The 18,525-nt window shown below is 74.3% G+C and carries 7 protein-coding genes; 5 read left to right on the top strand and 2 right to left on the bottom strand.

Annotated features, from left to right (window positions below; genetic code table 11):
• The first annotated feature begins 17 nt into the window (after positions 1–17).
• The 4 genes from GA0070610_RS15995 (at position 18) to GA0070610_RS15980 (ending at position 9,321) form a co-directional block, all read left to right on the top strand.
• On the top strand, positions 18–5,495 hold the full coding sequence (locus GA0070610_RS15995) for a type I polyketide synthase (protein ID WP_089000780.1): 5,478 nt from the start codon (positions 18–20) through the stop codon (positions 5,493–5,495).
• Positions 5,496–5,582: 87 nt separating this feature from the next.
• Positions 5,583–6,635, top strand: coding sequence for an ABC transporter ATP-binding protein (locus GA0070610_RS15990; protein WP_089000779.1), 1,053 nt, complete (start codon positions 5,583–5,585; stop codon positions 6,633–6,635).
• Positions 6,632–7,471, top strand: coding sequence for an ABC transporter permease (locus GA0070610_RS15985; RefSeq protein ID WP_089000778.1), 840 nt, complete (start codon positions 6,632–6,634; stop codon positions 7,469–7,471). Before GA0070610_RS15990 ends, GA0070610_RS15985 begins: the two co-directional genes overlap by 4 nt.
• 446 nt (positions 7,472–7,917) lie before the next feature.
• Positions 7,918–9,321, top strand: coding sequence for a glycosyltransferase (locus tag GA0070610_RS15980; RefSeq protein WP_089000777.1), 1,404 nt, complete (start codon positions 7,918–7,920; stop codon positions 9,319–9,321).
• Positions 9,322–9,388: 67 nt separating this feature from the next.
• Here the strand turns inward: GA0070610_RS15980 and GA0070610_RS15975 are convergent, their stop codons facing one another.
• Positions 9,389–12,199 carry a helix-turn-helix transcriptional regulator gene (locus GA0070610_RS15975; protein ID WP_231925592.1) on the bottom strand — a complete coding sequence of 937 codons (2,811 nt, stop codon included), beginning with the start codon at positions 12,197–12,199 and terminating at the stop codon, positions 9,389–9,391.
• Positions 12,200–12,878: 679 nt separating this feature from the next.
• Positions 12,879–15,734, bottom strand: coding sequence for an AAA family ATPase (locus GA0070610_RS15970; RefSeq protein WP_089000775.1), 2,856 nt, complete (start codon positions 15,732–15,734; stop codon positions 12,879–12,881).
• A gap of 1,393 nt (positions 15,735–17,127) precedes the next feature.
• Here GA0070610_RS15970 and GA0070610_RS15965 point away from each other — a divergent pair.
• Positions 17,128–18,507 (top strand): AMP-binding protein, encoded by a 1,380-nt coding sequence (locus GA0070610_RS15965; protein WP_089000774.1) that lies wholly within the window; start codon positions 17,128–17,130, stop codon positions 18,505–18,507.
• Positions 18,508–18,525 lie beyond the last annotated feature (18 nt).

The following is an 18,525-nucleotide window of genomic DNA, read 5'->3' as shown; positions in this document are numbered from 1 at the left end:
GCCCTGAGGAGCCCCCGATGAGTGTTTCCCTGGACGAGGTCGTCGGCGCGCTGCGCGCGTCCCTGCTCGACAACCAGAAGCTCAAGCAGCAGAACCAGCAGCTGACCGCCGCGCTCAGCGAGCCGGTGGCGATCATCGGCATGAGTTGCCGGTTCCCCGGCGGCGTCGGGTCGCCGGAGCAGCTGTGGGACCTGGTGGCGGCGGGCACCGACGCGATGTCGGCGTTCCCCGACGACCGGGGCTGGAACCTGGGCGCGCTCTACGACCCGGACCCCGACCCCGACAGCCGGGGCACGTCGTACGTGCGCGAGGGCGGGTTCCTCTACTCCGCCGGGGACTTCGACCCCGCCTTCTTCGGCATCAGCCCCCGCGAGGCCCTCGCCATGGACCCGCAGCAGCGGTTGCTGCTGGAGACCGCGTGGGAGGCGTTCGAGCGGGCCGGCATCGACCCCACCACGCTGCGCGGCGCGCCCACCGGCGTGTACGCGGCGACCAGCAGCCAGGGCGACTACGCGGCGCTGCTCACCGGGGTCAGCGGCGGCGTCGAGGGCTACCTCGGCACCGGCAGCGCCGCCGCGGTCGCCAGCGGCCGGATCTCGTACGCGCTGGGCCTGGAGGGGCCGGCGGTCACCGTGGACACGGCGTGCAGCTCGTCGCTGGTCGCGCTGCACCTGGCCTGCCAGGCGCTGCGGCTGGGCGAGTGCACGATGGCGCTGGTCGGCGGGGTGTCGGTGATGGCCACCCCGACCGTCTTCGTGGAGTTCTCCCGCCAGCGCGGTCTGTCCACCGACGGCCGGTGCAAGTCGTTCGCCGCCGCCGCCGACGGCACCGGCTGGTCCGAGGGGGCCGGCATGCTGCTGGTCGAGCGGCTCTCCGACGCCCGTCGCAACGGCCATCCGGTCCTCGCGGTGGTACGCGGCAGCGCGGTCAACCAGGACGGCGCGAGCAGCGGGCTGACCGCCCCGAACGGCCCGTCCCAGCGGCGGGTGATCCGGCAGGCCCTCACCAACGCGGGGCTGAGCGCCGACCAGGTGGACGTCGTCGAGGCGCACGGCACCGGCACCACCCTCGGCGACCCGATCGAGGCGCAGGCGCTGCTGGCCACGTACGGCAAGGAGCGCCCCACCGACCGGCCGCTGTGGCTGGGGTCGGTGAAGTCGAACATCGGCCACACCCAGGCGGCGGCGGGCGTGGCCGGGGTGATGAAGATGGTCCTCGCCATGCGGCACGGGGTGCTGCCGCCCACCCTGCACGTGGACGAGCCCACCCCGCACGTCGACTGGAACAGCGGGGCGGTGTCCCTGCTGACCGGAGCGCAGCCCTGGCCGGAGACGGGGCAGCCGCGCCGGGCCGGGGTCTCCGCGTTCGGGATCAGCGGCACCAACGCGCACGTCATCATCGAGCAGGCCGCCGGGGCGGACACCGACGACGCCCGGCCGGCCGGCACGCCCGCCCCACCGGCCCCCTGGGTCGTCTCCGCCCGGTCCGCGCCGGCCCTGGCCGGACAGGCCCGGCGGCTGCTCGACCATCTCGCCGCCCGCCCCGACCTGGCACCGGCCGACGTGGCGTACTCGCTGGTCACCACCCGGGCGGCGCTGCCGCACCGGGCCGCCGTGATCGGTGACGACCGCGACGCGCTGCTGTCCGGCCTGCGCGCGGTCGCCGAGGAGCGCACCGCCCCCGGCGTGGTACGCGGCGTGGCCCGCCCGGCCGGCAAGGTCGCGTTCCTCTTCACCGGCCAGGGCGCCCAGCGCCCCGGCATGGGCGCCGAGCTGTGCCGCCGGTTCCCGGTGTTCGCCGCCGCGTTCGACGAGGTGGCCGGGGAACTGGACCGGCACCTGAGCCGGCCGCTGCGGGAGGTGGTCTTCGCCGAGGCCGACTCGCCCGAGGCGGCGCTGCTGGACCGCACCGAGTTCACCCAGCCGGCGCTGTTCGCCTACGAGGTCGCCGCCTACCGGCTGGTCACCGCGTGGGGGCTGCGCCCGCAGTTCCTGCTCGGGCACTCGGTCGGCGAGCTGGCCGCGGCGCACGTCGCCGGCGTGCTGTCGCTGGCCGACGCGGCGTCCCTGGTGGCCGCCCGGGGCCGGCTGATGCAGCAGCTGCCGGTCGGCGGGGCGATGCTGGCGGTACGGGCGTCCGAGGCCGAGGTGCTCCCGCTGCTCGACGAGCGGGTGTCACTGGCCGCCGTGAACGGTCCCCGGTCGGTGGTGCTCTCCGGCGACGAGGAGGCCGTGCTCGCGGCGGGTCGGCGGCTGTCCGCCGAGGGCCGGCGGTCGCGCCGGCTGCGGGTCAGCCACGCGTTCCACTCCGCGCGCATGGACGCCATGCTGGCCGACTTCCGGGTGGTCGCGGAGAAGGTCACCTGGCAGCCGCCGACCCTGCCGGTCGTCTCCGACCGCACCGGCGAGGCGCTGACTGCCGCCCAGGCCACCGACCCGGGCTACTGGGTCGACCACGTGCGGGACACCGTCCGCTTCCACGACGGCGTCGCCACCCTGGCCGCCGCCGGTGTCGCGACCTTCCTGGAGCTCGGCCCCGACGGCGCCCTGACCGCGCTGGCCCGCGAGTGCCTGCCCGACGTCGAGCCCACGGCCTTCGTGCCGCTCGGCCGCCGGGACCAGCCGGAAGCGGCCACCCTGCTCGCCGCGCTCGCCGCCGTCGACTTGCGCGGCGCCGGGGTGCACTGGTCGGCGCTCTTCGCCGGCAGCGACGCCGCCCGCGTCGAGCTGCCCACCTACGCCTTCCACCACGAGCGCTACTGGCCGGACCCGCCCACCGTCGACCTCATCCAACCCGCCGCCGCCGTCGGCGACGACGAGGAGTTCTGGGCCGCCGTGGCGGCGGGCCGGCCGGACGCGCTGGCCGCCACGCTCGGCCTCGACGGCGACCGGCAGGAGGCGCTCGTCGAGCTGCTGCCCGCCCTCGCGTCCTACCGGGACCGGCGGCGTCGCGGATCCGAGCTCGACGGCCTGCGGTACCGCGCCGACTGGGCCCGCGTCGCCCCGCCCGCCGCCGGCACCGCGCCGGCCGGCGAGTGCCTGGTGGTGGCCGGCGCGGGCACCGACGCCGACGCCGTGCTGGCCGCCCTGCGCGCCGAGGGCCTGGCCCCGGTGCTCGTGACCGTGGCCGACGACCCGGACGAGATCGCCCGGGCCCTGCCCGCCGGGGGCACCCCGTCGGTCGTGCTCTCGCTGCTGGCGGCGGGGGAGCCGGCCGGGACCGCCGCGCTGGCCGCGACCGCCGCGCTCGTGCGTGCCCTCGGCGGCGCCGGGAGCAGCGCGCCGGTGTGGACGGTGACCCGGGGCGCGGTGGCCGTCGACGCGGACGATCCCGCGCCCGCCATGGCCGGCGCGTACCTCTGGGGTCTGGGTCGGGTGCTGGCGTTGGAACAGCCGCGCCTGTGGGGCGGGCTGGTGGACCTGCCGGCGGAGCCGGACGACGCCGCGCTCGCCGTGCTCGCCCGGCTCGTCGCGGCCGGCGGCGACGAGGACCAGCTCGCGGTGCGCCCCGGCGGGGTGTACGCGCGGCGGCTGTCGCGCGCTCCGGCCGGCGCCGCCGACGCGGACTGGCGGCCCCGGGGCGCGGTCCTGGTGCACGGGGCGGCGGCGGTGCGCACCCCGCACCTGCTGCGGTGGCTCGCCGACCGGGGCGCGGCCCACCTCGTCGTCGTCGGTTCCGTGCCGCCCGCCGACCTGGGCGGCGACGTCGCCGTCACCGGCGTCGACGACCTCGACGGGCTGCCCGAGGTGCTGGACCGGCTGGCCGCCGCCGGCACCGAGGTCCGCACCGTCCTGCATGTCGCCGACTCCGACGGTGCCGGCGACCCGGTCGTGACGCTGGAGCCGCGCGACCTGGCCGACGCCGTGGCCGCCCGCACCGCCGCCGTGCACCTGCTCGAGCAGGCCTGCGCCGGTCGGCCGGTCGACGAGTTCGTGGTCTTCACCTCCACCGCCGCCGTCTGGGGCAGCGGGGGAGCGGCCGTCTCCGCCGCCGCCGGCGCCGGGCTGGAGGCCCTGGCCGCCGGCCGGCGCGCCGCCGGCCGGCCGGCCACCGTCGTCGCGTGGGTGCCCTGGGCGGACGAGGTGACCGATCCGGTACCGCTGCGACGCCGGGGGGTCCGTCCCCTGCCCACCGCGCTGGCCCTGTCCGCGTTGGAGCAGGCCGTGGGCCGCGGCGACGAGCAGCTCGCGGTCGCCGACCTCGACTGGGCCGCCTTCGTGCCGGCCTTCACCGCCGTCCGGCCCAGCCCGCTGCTGCGCGGCGTGCCCGAGGCGGCGGTCGCCGCCGACCGGGACGCCGGGTCCGGCGGCGAGGCCACCGACCCGGCCCGGGCGCTGCGCGACCGGCTGGCCGGTGTCCCGGCCGGCGACCGGCACCGGATCCTGCTGGATCTCGTACGGGCACGCGTGGCCACGGTGCTCGGGTACGCCTCGCCCGGGGCGGTCGAGGCCGACCGCGACTTCCTGGAACTCGGCTTCGACTCGCTGACCGCGCTGGAACTGCGCGACGCGCTGTGCCAGGAGACCGGGGCGGAGCTGTCGGCGACCCTGCTCTTCGACCACCCCACCCCTACGGCGCTGGCCCGCCATCTGCTCGGTCAGCTCGTCGGCGCGGACGCCGCCGAGGACGCGGCGGACGCCGCCGGGGGCGGCGCACCGGAGAGCGCCGGTGGCGGCCTGCTCGGCGGGCTGTTCAACCAGCCGAAGGCGCGCGAGGATCCGGCCGGGTACGCCGAACTCCTGGTCAAGCTCGCCCAGTTCCGGCCCAGCTTCAGCGAACCGGCGCAGCTCACCCGACCGGCCGGCATCCTCCGGCTGGCCCAGGGGGACGCCCGGGCGCAGCTGGTGTGCTGCTGCACCATGTCGCTGCTCTCCGGGGCCCACGAGTACGCCCGACTCGCCGCCGGCTTCCGGGGGGTGCGCGACGTGTGGGCCCTGCCCAACCCGGGGTTCGGCGTCGGCGAGGAGCTTCCCGCCGACCTCGACGCCCTGCTGCGGGTGCACGCCGACACGGTGCTGCGCGCCGTGGGCGCCGGCCCGTTCGTGCTGGCCGGGCACTCGGGCGGCGCGATGGTGGCCAACCTGCTCGCCGGCGAGCTGGAGCGCCAGGGCCGGACGCCGGACGCGGTGGTGCTGATGGACACCTACCCGGCGAACAGCGAGGTGCTCGGCGGATGGGTGCCTCAGCTGCTCGACGGGATGATCGACCGGGAGAGCGCGTACACGCCGATGGACGACTGGCGGACGACCGCGTGGGCCGGCTACCTGCCCCTGTTCCTGGACTGGCAGCCGATCGAGATGGCGGCGCCGACCCTGCTGGTCCGGGCCAGCGAGCCGCTGGGGGAGTGGGCCGGCGAGGAGGACGGCTGGCGCTCCCGCTGGCCCTATCCGCACGAGGTGGCGGACGCGGCGGGGGACCACTTCAGCATGGTCGCCGACCGGGGGCCGGAACTCGCCGGCACGGTGCAGCGGTGGCTGACCGCGCGGGGTCTGTGACCGGTGCCGCCCCTGGCGTGCCCCTAGCGCCCCCTATCGGCGCACGCACATCTATCGGACCGATGTTTCAGGACGGAGCATGACGACGTGGACGAGGCAGTGGTGGTCACGGAGCTGGTCAAGCGGTACCAGCCCAATATGCCACCGGCGGTGGACGGACTGAGTTTCTCCGTCGGCGCCGGTGAGGTCTTCGGCCTGCTCGGGCCGAACGGCGCCGGCAAGACGACGACGATCGGGGTGCTGACGACACGGGTGCGGGCCACCTCGGGCCGGGCCCGGGTGTGCGGCGCCGACGTGATCGGCGCGCCCGCCGTCGCTCGGCAGTTGCTGGCGGTCGTACCGCAGCGGGTGAACCTGGACCGGGCGCTGACCGTCCGGCAGAACCTGCTGTTCCACGCGGCGTACCACCGCGTGCCCCGGGCGCAGCGCATCCGGCGGGCGGACGAGCTGCTGGATCAGATGGGGCTCAAGGACTTCGCGAACCACCGTACCGACTTCCTGTCCGGTGGCCTCGCCCAGCGCACGATGATCGCCCGCGCGCTGATGCACTCGCCCCGGGTGCTCTTCCTCGACGAGCCGTCCGCGGGCCTCGACCCGCAGTCCCGGCTCTTCGTGCACGACCGGATCGCCGAGCTGAAGCGGGCCGGGGTGACCGTGGTGGTCACCACGCACGACATGGACGAGGCGGAGAAGCTCTGCGACCGCGTCGGCATCGTCGACCACGGCAAGCTGCTCACCATGGACACCCCGTCCGCGCTGACCCGTACGCTGCCGGGCAGCAGCACCCTGACCCTCGTGGTGACCCCCGGCGCCCCCGCCGAGGAGGTGCGGGCCGCGCTCGACGCGATCCCGGACGTGGAGCAGGTGGAACACTTCAAGATGACCGCCCCGGCGCCCGTCGCCGCGCCGGCGTTCCCCGGCATGCCGGCGATGCCGATGCCCGCGCCGGCCCCCGACGCGCCGGTCGATCCGGACGCCCCGCTCTCCTTCCGGGTCTACACCAGCGGTCAGCCGGCCAACGCCATCCCGATGGCGATGAAGATCCTCGCCGACCTGGGCTGCGAGGTTCGTGACCTCAACATCGGCCAGCCCAGCCTGGAAGATGTCTTCATCCACCTGACCGGAAGGGAACTTCGGTGAGCGTCGCCGCCCCCGCCCCCCCGTCCGCGCCCTCGTCGGCCGCGGCGCCGCCGCCGGTGAGCGCGCTGGACCAGTTCGCCACGTTCCGCGCGGTGCTCTCGCGGGACCTGTTCGTCACCGGCCGGGAGCTGGTCGGCTTCCTGCTCCAGGTCTTCATCCAGCCGCTGTTCATGCTGCTGATCTTCGGCAAGGTGCTCAGCGACCTGGGCTACGCCAGCGACGACTTCTCCAACGTGCTGCTGCCCGGCGTCATCGCGCTGAACGCCTTCCTGATCGGGCTGGAGAACACCGCGCTGCCGATGATGATGGACTTCTCCTTCACCCGGGAGATCGAGGACCGCCTCCTGTCGCCCATGGCGATTCCGCTGGTGGCCCTGGAGAAGATCGTCTTCGGCGGCATCCGTGGCCTGATCGCCGGCGTGGTGCTGATCCCGGTCGGCATGCTCATGCTCGGTGTCACCTGGCCCTGGGCGGTCGTGCTGAAGGTGGTCGGGGTGTTGGCGATCGGCGCGCTGGTCGGTGCGGCGGTCGGCCTCGCCTTCGGCACGCTGGTGCCGACGCAGCACATCCAGATCATGTTCACCGTGGTGATGACCCCGATCATGTTCACCGGCGCGACCCAGTTCCCGCTGCTCGGCCTGGACTCGCTGCGCTGGTACCAGGTGATCTGCTCGCTCAACCCGCTCACCTACATCAGCGAGGCCACCCGGTCGCTCGTCGGCCCGCCCGGGGTCGAGTCGCTGCCGCTCTGGCTGTGCATGTGCGTCCTCACCGGGGTCTTCGTGGTGTTCTCGGCGATCGGCATGCGGGGCTTCATGCGCCGCGCCATGGACTGACCGACCAGGACCGACGCCAGACATCCACCCGTCCGTCGTACCACCCGAACGCCGATGGCCCGGGCCGCGTGAGCGGCCCGGGCCATCGGCGTCGTGGTTTCGGGCGTGACGTCGACGCCGATCGGGGAACGCGCGCCACGGACCTGGGCAGGCTCAGGCAGAGCCGGTTCGCCCGAAATAATCGGCAGAAAACCCCTATTCTCCGCGAGCGTCGTCGCGCCAACCGTGGCAGGCTGCATAGACGGCGGTAGTTCCTGGGGCCCGACTGTCCCGGAGTGACCGGCCCTGTGTCAGGGGACCCGCCGAACGTCGCCGAATCGATAAAGATCGATGATCGGCCCTGCCGCTGACTGGACGGCTCCACGAACAGCCCGCCGGTGCGGCGTACTCCAGGGCCGGACGGCGCAGGTCGCCGCACAGGCGGGAAGGAGTGGCGGACGGTGCACATGACCGGAAACGACCGCGACCGAGCGGTGCTGGTCGTCGCCTACAACAGCGCGGGGATGTTCAACCCGTTGCTCACCATCGTGGGCGAGTTGAAGGCCCGGGGAGTCGGGAACGTCTGGTTCGCGTCGACCGAGGATCGCCGGGCGGACGTCGAGGGGCTGCGCGGGCCGGGTGAGGTCACCTTCGTTTCGCTCGGCCCGGCCCGGCCACAGTCGTCACCGGACACCTGGGACGACGCCACGTACCGGGCGCTGACCACCGGCGACCGTGCGACCAGCTTCGCCCGCTACCTCGACGTCAGCACCGACTACGACCACGTGCGGCAGCTCTACCGGCGCTGCCTGGACGTCATCGACGAGGTCGGCCCGGCGGTGGCCGTGGTCGACAGCCTCGCCAGCTGGGCCATGGACGCCGCACAGACGCGGCGGCTGCCCTACGTGGTCAGCATCTCGCTGCCGCCGTCCAACTTCCTCCAGGAGCAGCTGCCGCCGCGCTACCCCGCTCCGTTCTCGGGACTGCCGCAGCAGATGACGCCCCGGCAGCAGGCGGCCAACACCGGCTTCCGTAACCGGCTGGTGCGGGCGCTGATGGAGCCGCAGCGGCTACGCCGCAGTCTCGCCGCCGTGGCCAGCCGGAGGGCGGCCGGCATCCCCAACCCGGAGATGCGCCCGGCGGGCTACGTCGAGGCCGCCGAGGCCCTCATGGCGTACACGGTGTTCGGCTTCGAGTACCCGTTCGCCACCGCCCCGGAGAAGCTGCGGATGCTCGGCCCCGTGGTGCCCCGCGAGCTGTCGCCGGCCGACGACGACGAGCTGATGGGGTGGCTCGACGAGCACCCCTCGGTGGTCTACGTCGGGTTCGGCACCATCATGCGACTGTCGCAGGGGCAGGTGGACGCGATCGTCGAGGTCGCCGAGCGGCTCGGGCCCGGACACGCCGTGCTGTGGAAGGTGCCCGCACGCCAACGGCACCTCCTCCCGCCGGAGCGACGGCTGCCGGCCAACCTGCGGGTGGAGGCGTGGCTGCCGTCGCAGCTGCGGGTGCTGGCCCACCCGCACGTGCGGGTCTTCTTCAACCACGGCGCCGCGAACGCCATCCACGAGGCCGTCCACTTCGCCGTACCGCAGCTGGTGATGCCGTTCTGGCTGGACTGCCCCGACGGCGCGGTGCGGGCGGTCGACAGCGGGGTGGCGCTCGCCGTCGAGCGCGCCGATTCGCTGAACGTCGAGGACGTCCTGGCCAAGCTCGGACGACTGCTGGGCGAGGAGACGTTCCGGGCGCGGGCGCGGCTGTGGAGCCGGCGGATGCGCCAGGCCGGCGGGGTCACCGCCGCCACCGACCTCGTGCTGCGGCACCGCGACGCCGCGGCCGCCCGCCCGACCGCCGGGCTGGCCGTCGGCTGAGCTCCTGGCTGCCGTACGCCGAAGGGGGCGCGGTGGTCTGCGGCCACCGCGCCCCCTTCGACGCCCGTCAGGACGCGGCGCCCTGGGTCTCGTCGGCCAACGCCTCCGCGTACGCGACGAGCCGGGACGGCAGGTCGGTGCGGCGCTTCACGTCCAGCTTGCGGTAGACCCGGGTCAGGTGCTGCTCGACCGTGCTCACCGTGATGAAGAGCTTGCTGGAGATCTGCCGGTTGGTGTGCCCCTGCGCGGCCAGCGCGGCGACCCGGCGTTCGGCGTCGCTCAGCCCGTCGTCCGGCTCCTGCAACTCGGCGGCGGCTGGGTACGCCGGCAGCCCGCTGCCCGGCTCCCGGCGGATCAGCCGCTGGGCCAGCACCGACGCCCCGCAGTCCTGGGCGAGCTGGTAGGCCCGCCGCACGAGCAGGCGGGCGCGGGCCGAGTCCCCGGCGCGTTGCAACGTCTGGCCGGTGTCGCCGAGGGCCCGGACGAGTTCCAGCCGGTCGCCGCTGGACTGGAGCAGGTTGACGGCCTCGGAGAGCAGCTTGCGCCGGTGGTCCTGGGCGGCGGTGGTGGCGAGCAGGCGCAGCGTGCGGCCCCGGGTCCGGTCGTCGACCCCGTGCGGCACCCGCAGCTGCTCCTGGAGAAGCTGTGTGGCCTGCGTCTTGTTGCCGACGCTGAGCTGCACCCGGGCCAGCTCCAGCCGCCACGGCACCAGCCCGGCCGCGTCGATGCCCCAGGCGCGCATGAGTTCGCCGCAGCGCCGCAGGTCGGTGGTGGCGGCGTGCGGTCGCCGTACGGCGAGGTGGTGCCGGGCGCGGGCGGCCAGGTAGTGCAGGCCCAGCGGGGTGCGGAACATGCCGGGCGGGACCGGCTGGGCGAGCCACCGGTCGGCCTCGGAGAACCGGCCCGACTCGGTCGCGCAGGCGACCAGCGTGGCCAGCGGGCCGGCGACCGCCACCCCCCAGGCGGGAGCGGGCATTTCCTCCAGGGCCGCGCGGGCGTGGTGCTCGGCGCCGGGCAGGTCGCCGACGCGCAGCGCCGCCTCCGCCCGGATCGCCCGGATGACGGCCCGCCACCCCGGCGCGTGCTGGGCCACCGGCCGGCCGAGCAGCACGTCCCCCCAGACCGCGGCCCGGTCGGAGCGACCCGTCCAGAGCAGCGCGAGCAGGGGAGCGGTCAGCAGGCCCAGCGCCCCGTCGTCCGTGTGGTGGCGCTGGAGGAGCTGCTCGGCGGTCGCCACGGTGTCGTTGTCCGCAGCCGGCGTCAGCGCGGTGCCGAGCACCGTCACCGCCTGGAGCAGCGGGCTGATCGCGGTCGGCGCGTTCGCCGCCCGGCTCCAGGTGCTCGGGGTCTCCCGCACGCTGGCCAGGTGGTCCGGGTGGGAGAGCGAGACCAGCAGCTGCATCATCCGCAGGCGACCGGGCAGGGAGCCGTTCTCCTCGTCGGACGGGAAGGCGGTGACCGCCTCGGTGGCCTCGTCCACCCGGCCCTGCCAGAGCAGGTAGGGCACGGCGGACAGGCCCGCGTCGGTGGACCAGCCGGCGGCCCGCGCCGTCTCCACCAGCTCGGTCAGCTGCCCGTTCACCGTCAACGGGTTGATCTGCCAACGCGCGCTGACCAGCATCTCGGTGGTGGCGGTCCGCTGCTGCTCGTCCACCGGGGCCCGGGAGACCAGCCGCAGGCAGGCGGCGGCCATGTCGGGCCGGCCCGAAGCCAACGCGTGCCCGGCGGCGTCCTGGAGCACGGGCACCATCCAGGGGGCACCCGCCGTGCCGGCGGCCACCAGGTGCTCGGCCACCACGCTCGGCTCCGCGCCGTGCTCGTGCAGCACCTCGGCGGCCCGCTGGTGCAGGCTGCGCCGTTCGTCGGCGGACATGTCGCCCAGGATCGAGCGCAGGATGCGCGGGTGGCGCAGCTCGTCGGACTCCATCAACCCCGAGGTACGCAACACCCGCAGCGCCGGGACCGTGGACTCGGGCACCACGTCGAGGAGGTGACCGAGCAGGTCGACCGGCGCGGGCCGGTTGAGCACCGCCAGCGCCTGGGCCACCCGGCGTACGCCCGGCTCGTGCCGGTAGAGACAACCGAGCACGGCCTGGTCGAACGCGTCACCGACGGCCTGGCCGTAGTCGTCGCTCAGCCCGCCACTGACCCGCTCCTCGAGCAGCGCCCGGGTGAGCAGCGGGTTGCCGCCGGTCATCCGTACGCACCGCTCCGCCGTCCTGCGGGCGTCGGCGTCGTCGGCGTCGCCGCCGGCCAGCCGGGCGACGGCCTCCACGGTCAGTGGCGGCAGGCCGATCCGGGAGAAGTGCGGCTGACTGAGCAGTTCGGCCCGGAACAGCGGGTGCGGCGGACGCAGCGTCGACGCCTCGGCGAGCACGAGCATGATCCGGGCGTGGCGCAGCCGGCGGGCCACGTAGAGAAGGCAGTGCAGCGAGGCCGGGTCCGCGTGGTGCACGTCGTCGACGGCGAGGACCAGTGGGCCGGCGCCGGTCAGGTCGAGCAGGGTGGCGAAGAGCCCGTGCAGCAGGGGCGCCCAGGCCCGGTCGCCGTCGGCCGCCTCGCCGCCGGGCTCGGGCAGCGGTACGGCGAAGGCGGCGTCCCGGATCAGCTTCTCGACCCGGGCCGCCTCCTGCGGCGCGAGCCGTGCACTGTGGAACAGTTGCCCGACGACCCCCAGGTGCAGCCCGCGCTCCGCCCGGGAGCCCGCGGCGCTCATCACCTGTCCGCCGGCGCCCGCCGCCCACTCGCTGAACGACTCCAGCAGGCTCGTCTTGCCGCTTCCCACGGCGCCGGTCACCAGCGCGACGTGGCCGCGCTGCTGGTCCTCACAGGCCCGGAACGCGCGCCGGAGACGGGTCGTCTGTTCCTCTTGCTGCACCAACACCAGCGTGTCAGCCCTTCTCGTACGCGGCGACGGACCGGGAACCCCGGTGCTGTCGACGCCGCCTCCCCCTTGCCGGACAGCCGCCCCTGCACCCGCGTGTGCCGGGTAGGGGTGGAGCGCACCGGGCCGCCGTGCCGGGTGGACCTGGAAATCTTTCGCCGGACCGGGGTTTTCGCCGTACGGTCCGCGTGTTCAGGCGAGTCTGGCACCGGCGCGGGTGTGCGACAACGGGCGCGGGACCCCACCGTTTCGCGCACAAACCTGCGGCTCTCGAGCGCATATAGGGGTTGCGCGAATCGCACTGAGGGGTGTCGGCGCCGGCCCGACGGGGGAGATGGACACTCCGTGAGTGGCTGGTGTCGGGTGTGCATCCCGATGGTGTCACACCCGGCTTCCCCACGCACCCCCGTTGGTACGGACAGTGGTGGGAAGTGGACACGCGGCGACGGCCGGCGGAAAAGGCCGTCCCGCGTCTCCCGGCGGGGCGTCAGGCGCCGGCAGAAGGGGTACGCGCCGACGACGACGGGGATGAACGGCAGGTGAACTCGGACCCGGGCGGAAATGAACGGTCGGCGACGACTGTCGGTCCGGCGTGGAGGGTCGTCGGCGGCCGACGGCGACGGTGACCGCCACGGCGTCGGGCCGACGGCCGGGGGTCGAGCGCCGGGGTGCCTCAGCGCAGCCGGGAGCCGGGAGGCCGGCGGTCCGGGTCGAGCGAGCCGCGCGGCGGCGGATCCAGCAGCGTCGCGCCGGGCCGGCTCAACCGCAGCCGGCTGGCCAGCTCGCTGCGCGAGTTGACGTCCAGCTTCCGGTAGATGCGGGTCAGCCGCTGCTCGATCGCGCTGACCGTCAGGAAGAGCTTCTCGGCGATCTCGCGGTTGGTGTGGCCCTGGGCGACCAGGGCTGCCACCTTGGACTCCGCGTCGGTCAGCCCGTGCACCACGACCGTCGTGTCGCGGCGGCCCTCGGCCGCGCCGCTCCTGGCGGAGATGCCGAACCGCAGCATCGGGATGCCGCACTCCTCGGCGAGTTCCCGGGCCGAGCGCGACGCCACGCGGGCCTGCCGCCGGTCGCCGGCCTGCTGGTAGGCGTGGCCGAGGTCGGCCAGGTTGTGCGCCAGCTCCATCCGGTCGCCGCACTGGCGCAACAGCCGCACGGCGCTGCGCAGGTGCGGGATCCGGTCCGGCCCGTCCTCGGTGGCGGCCAGGACCCGCAGGGCGGCGGCCCGGTACCGGACGTGGACGGGTCGCAGCCGGGCCAACTCGTCGCGGACCAGCCGGCCGGCCTGTTGACGGCGGCCCATCCGCAGCAACGCCCGGGCGGACTCGGTACGCCAGGGGATGAGGCCGGAGAAGTCCAGCCGCCAGCGGTTCATCAGCTGCCCGCACAGCTGGAAGTCGGCCAGTGCGGCCTCCGGGCTGCCCGCGGCGAGGGCGTGCATTCCGCGGGCCTGCAGGTAGTGCAGCCCGATCGGCGTCTCGAACATCGCCGGCGGGACCGGCGTCTGGAGGCAGGCCGCCGCCGCGTCGAGCTGGTCCATGAAGGTGAGGGCCCGGATCCGCACCGCCAGCGGTATCCCGATCACCACGCCCCAGCCCTTGGGCGAGAGCTGCCCCAGCGCCTCGTCGGCCAGCTTCTCGGCTCGCGAGAGGTCGCCGAGGCGTCCGGCGACGGTCGCCCGCAGGGCGGTCAGCATGGCCGACGGGGTGGGGTAGCGCGGGGCGGCGGGATCGCGGCCCAGCCGGTCGCACCAGTCGTCGGCCAGGTCCAGGCGATCCGCGTAGATGATGGCGATGAGGGCGCAGACGGCGGTCCACATGTTGCGTTCGTCGTCGAGCCCGGTGGTCGACAGCGTCCGCTCGGCCTGCTCGACCGCGCCGACGTCACCACGGTCGAGGACGGCCGACAACAGGGTGGCCCCCTGGACCCCGCGCTTGACCTTGGCCAGCGTGAGCGGGTCCCGTACGGCCATGGTGGGGGCGGGACGCTCGAGCATCACGCCGGGGTAGAGGGTCGACATCCAACCCGTGATGATGAGCAGTTCGGCGGCGGACCGCGGGTCGGCGCTGTCCGCCCGCTCGCTGAGGTGGTTGACCAGCGCGGCGGCCTCCTCGATCTCACCGTGCCAGAGGAGGTACTGGATGGGGCCGGCGGCCTGCTGGCTGCCGAGGTGCCCGGCGCGGATGGCGCTGACGACGCCGATGAGGTGGGGGAGCGCGGCCTGCGGGTCGAGCCGCCACTCGGCGCGGGCCAGCGCGGAACGGATCCGGGCCCGCAGGCACTCGCCGGCGCAGCCCCGGTGCGCACGGCGCAGGTACCGCAGGGCGGTCTCCACCTCGCCGTCGAGCAGCGCCTGCTCGCCGGCGTCCAGCAGGGTCTGCGCCATCCAGGGCTCGGCCAACTCGTCGATCCCGACCAGGTGCGGCGCGACCCGGGCCGGCGCCGCGCCGTCGTCGTGCAGCAGGCAGGCCGCCTCCAGGTGCAGCCGTGCGCGTTCCTCGGAGGTCGTTCCGTCGATCACCGCCTGGCTCACCGCCGGGTGGCGCAACCCCTGCTCGGTGATCAGCCCCGCACTGGTCGAGTCGTCGATCGCGCCCAGCGCGGCCCGCGACCGGGCGTCGACGAGTTGCGGCAGCAGGTTGCCGTGCAGCGGCTCGCCGGTCACGGCGAGCACCCGGGCGGCGTTGAGCACCAGATGGTCGCAGCGGTACAGGCAGCTCAGCACCGCCTCCCGGAACGACTCCCCGACGGCGGGGTGGTCGGCGGGGCCGGGTGCCACGGCCTGGTCCTCGGCGAGCGCCTGGAGCAGCAGGGGATTGCCCCCGCTGATCCGGTGGCTCTCCGCGGCGATGGTCCGGGCGACCGGGACACCGAGCCGCTGGGCGAGCAGATGGAACGTGCCGTCGGGGCTGAGCAGCGGCAGCCGGATGCGGTGCAGCCTCGCGGGTTGCAGCAGTTCGGCGTGCACTTCCGGCCGCCACGGCCTGGTACGCGGCGCCTCGGTCAGGACGATCAGCACGGGCAGGCCGGAGATCCTCCGGGCCACGTAGTCGAGGCAGCGCAGCGACGGCACGTCGGCGTGGTGGATGTCGTCGACGGCGATGACCAGCGGTTCCCGCGTGGTCATCTCGAGCAGGGCACCACCGATCGCGGCGGTGGTCAGGGCCGTGCCCTCGTCGTCGGTGTCGTCGGCGTCCGCCCAGGCGAGGGCGCCCTCGTCCAGCAGCCGCTCCAGCCGGGCCAGGGTGTCCGGGGTGCCGGTCCCGCTCAACGGCGCCGCCCGGACGAGTTGTCGGACGACTTCCAGCGGCACGGTGCGTTCGGCGCGGGACGCACTCGCGCCGAGGACGCGTGCTCCGGAGTCACAGGCCCGCCGGGCGAAGGTCTGCAGAAGCGTGGTCTTACCGACGCCGACCGGACCGGTCAGCACGATCACCGTCCGGTTCGTCGACGTGCTCCCACCCCGGAACAGGTCCGCGAGCCGGCCCTCCAGCAGGCTCAGCTGGCACGACCGCTCGGTCAGCTCCATCGACGTGGCCTCCGAGGGAGCGCGCGGTCCGCGGTCACCGAACGGGCCGCCCGAGCTGCGTGGCCCGGGAGCTCGACGAAATCGGAGACCGGCAATTCTTGACCCATTCCATTATTAGCAAATATAGACGACCATCGAACATGGCTGGTGAACATCGACCGACTTGACCGGCCGAGGACTTCGAGTTGCGCCCTTGTCGGCCTCGGCGATAATTCCCCAGCCCCTCCGGGTCGGCCTCCCCTATCGACCGCCGTGATGGTGGGAGTATGGCAGTTCGGCAATTGGGCGGCAAGCCGAGGTTTGTAAAGGATGGGCAAACATCGGTTGCGGGCCACCGCCGGCCCGAGCGCGCCTTCGACGTCGGTCGACAACGGAAAGTCGCCGGGTGGCGTCGCAACGTGACAGAGCGCTCTCGACGCCCATTGGTTGCGCCTTTTCTGGCCCGCCCGGCGATTGGCGGACGCGGTTTCGCGTGCTAGGCGTGTCCGGTTTGCGGCGGCGCCCGCTGTCCCGGTGCGGACCCGAGCTGTCCACCGGTCGACATCGGAATCGCGCAGTGTCGATGAGGTCTGCGAGCCTGGTCCCGGTCACTGGGACGCAACTGTCGAGGCCAGCGCGTAGGCGCTGCTCAACTCAGGGTCAGCGCGGCCGGCACCCGGGATGCGCGTCCGGCCCGGGGAGGGTGCGTCGCGCGTCCGGGCGGATGCCGTCGGCGTGTCGGCTCCGCCGGCCGGGCCCGCCGGGACGCTCCCGCCCGGGTCTGGGGGCCGGAATTGGCGAGGATTCCCGAAATCGTTGCGGAGTAAAGCATCGGGTGCCGCGAAGTGCGACCGCGGACTGCCGGGGGGTGGGGGTGGCGCATCGGGCGTGCCGCGGGTCGCGGGGGCGACCGCCGATTCGGACGTTTGGGAAATTCAACGATTATGTTGTTAAAAAAGAATTATGCGGCCCAGGGTCCCGGGTGGACGGCGACGGTGCGGACCGGCCGATGAAAAATGTTTGAAAAAGAGTGGCAGACGTCAATGCGTGGACGTCCTCGGCATATCACTCGGCGAGGTCGCGGACGATTCCGTGGTTGAATGCCCGCAGATGCTGCGACACCGTCGTCCGTCCATAGTGGCGAGGGCCGGAAAGGGTGGCCGCTCCAGCCGTCCCCGGAGCCGGGGCGAAATCCCGTCCTACCTGGGCTGTCGGCCCCGGCAGGGGACCGGGGCGCGGTGGCTAGGGGTTGTGCCGGACGATTGCCCGGCCTAATTTCGGGGCACCCGTTTCCAACATCGGGATAGCCGGATATGGGGCCGTGCCGGTCCCATGACCTGAAGGGCTCTGTGGCCGTCGTGATGTCCCAGCCGCTGCCGCGACTCGTTGACGCCCTCCGCAGGGGATAGCGGAGATGACACTGCTGCCGGCGCTGCGGGGATTCGGCGCGGATCGGGCCGACGCGGTGCGGGTGGCCGGCCGTACGCTCTCCAGCGAGGCCCTGCTCGGCTGCGTCAACGCCGTCGCCGACCGGATCCGGGGCGCGGGCGCCGTCGCGGTCGACGGCACGCCGACCCTGGAGACGGTGGTCGGCATGCTCGGCGCCCTCCACGCGGGCGTCCCGCTCGTGCCGTTGCCGCCCGACGCCGACGAGCGCGAGCGGCGCCGCATCCTCCGGCAGTCCGGGGCGACGCTGTTCCTCGGCCGGGACCTGCCCGACACCCACCGGCTGCCCACGGTCCCGGTCGACCTGCGCCAGCGCTCGTCGACGCGGCACCCCGAGCCGTCGCCCGGCACCGACGCGGTCATCCTCTACACCGGCGGTGCCGGCGGGCCGCCGCGCGGCGTACGCATCTCGCGTCGCGCCATCGCCGCCGACCTCGACCTGCTGACCCAGGCGTGGCGGTGGTGCGAGGACGACGTGGTGGTCCAGGGCGCGCCGCTGTTCCGGGCGTACGGGCTGGTCGTCGGCCTGCTCGGCGCGCTGCGGGTCGGCAGCCGCTTCGTCCACCTCGACCGCCACGCCGCCGCGGGACCGGTCGGCACCATGTACCTCGCGATGCCCGAACAGTGGGCGAGGATCGCGCTGAACAGCCGGTGGGCCCGGTCGCTGACCGCGGCGCGCGTCCTGATCTCCGCCGACGCCCCCCTGCCCTCCGCCGTGGCCGAGCGCCTCCGGCTGCTGACCTCGCACTCACCGGTGCAGGCGTACGGCACCACGGAGACGCTCATCGCCCTGACCGGGCGGGCCGACGACCGCACCGCCGCCGGTGCCGTCGGCACCCCCCTTCCCGGCGTGCAGACCCGGGTGCTGGACCGCGAGGCCCGGCCGGTGCCGGCCGACGGCGAGTCGGTCGGCGAGCTGAGCGTCTGCGGCCCGACGCTGTTCAGCGGCTACGTCGGGGCCGGCCAGGGCTTTCCGGCCGGGCGCTGGCACGCCACCGGCGACCTGGCCAGCGTGGCCGCCGACGGCTCGTACCGGATCATCGGGCGGTGCGGGCTCGACGTGGTGCACAGCCGGGGCCGGCGGATGCACGCCGGGCAGATCGAGGAGGCGCTGCTGAGCCATCCCGGGGTGCGGGAGGCGGCCGTCGTCGGCACGCCGCACCACGCGCTCGGCGAGCAGGTCACCGCGTACGTCGTCGCGGAGGGGCTGACCGCGCAGGTGCTCATCGACCACGTCGGCCGGTACCTCTCGGCCTGTCAACGACCCCGGCGGGTGCACTTCGTCGACGAGTTGCCGCGCAGCGCGCACGGCCGGATCAGGAAGTCCCTGCTGATCGCCGCCGGCTGAGCTGATCGCGTCGGGCGG

The sequence above is a fragment of the Micromonospora echinofusca genome (assembly GCF_900091445.1).
GTDB classification, from domain to species: domain Bacteria; phylum Actinomycetota; class Actinomycetes; order Mycobacteriales; family Micromonosporaceae; genus Micromonospora; species Micromonospora echinofusca.
The sequence above is the reverse complement of the archived record's forward strand: the minus strand, read 5'-3'. Positions and strand labels throughout refer to the sequence as shown.

Coding starts and splice junctions, on each gene's coding strand:
- GA0070610_RS15995 (WP_089000780.1), top strand. CDS start 18: ATGAGTGTTTCCCTGGACGAGGTCGTCGGCGCGCTGCGCGCGTCCCTG.
- GA0070610_RS15970 (WP_089000775.1), bottom strand. CDS start 15,734: ATGGAGCTGACCGAGCGGTCGTGCCAGCTGAGCCTGCTGGAGGGCCGG.
- GA0070610_RS15965 (WP_089000774.1), top strand. CDS start 17,128: ATGACACTGCTGCCGGCGCTGCGGGGATTCGGCGCGGATCGGGCCGAC.
- GA0070610_RS15980 (WP_089000777.1), top strand. CDS start 7,918: ATGACCGGAAACGACCGCGACCGAGCGGTGCTGGTCGTCGCCTACAAC.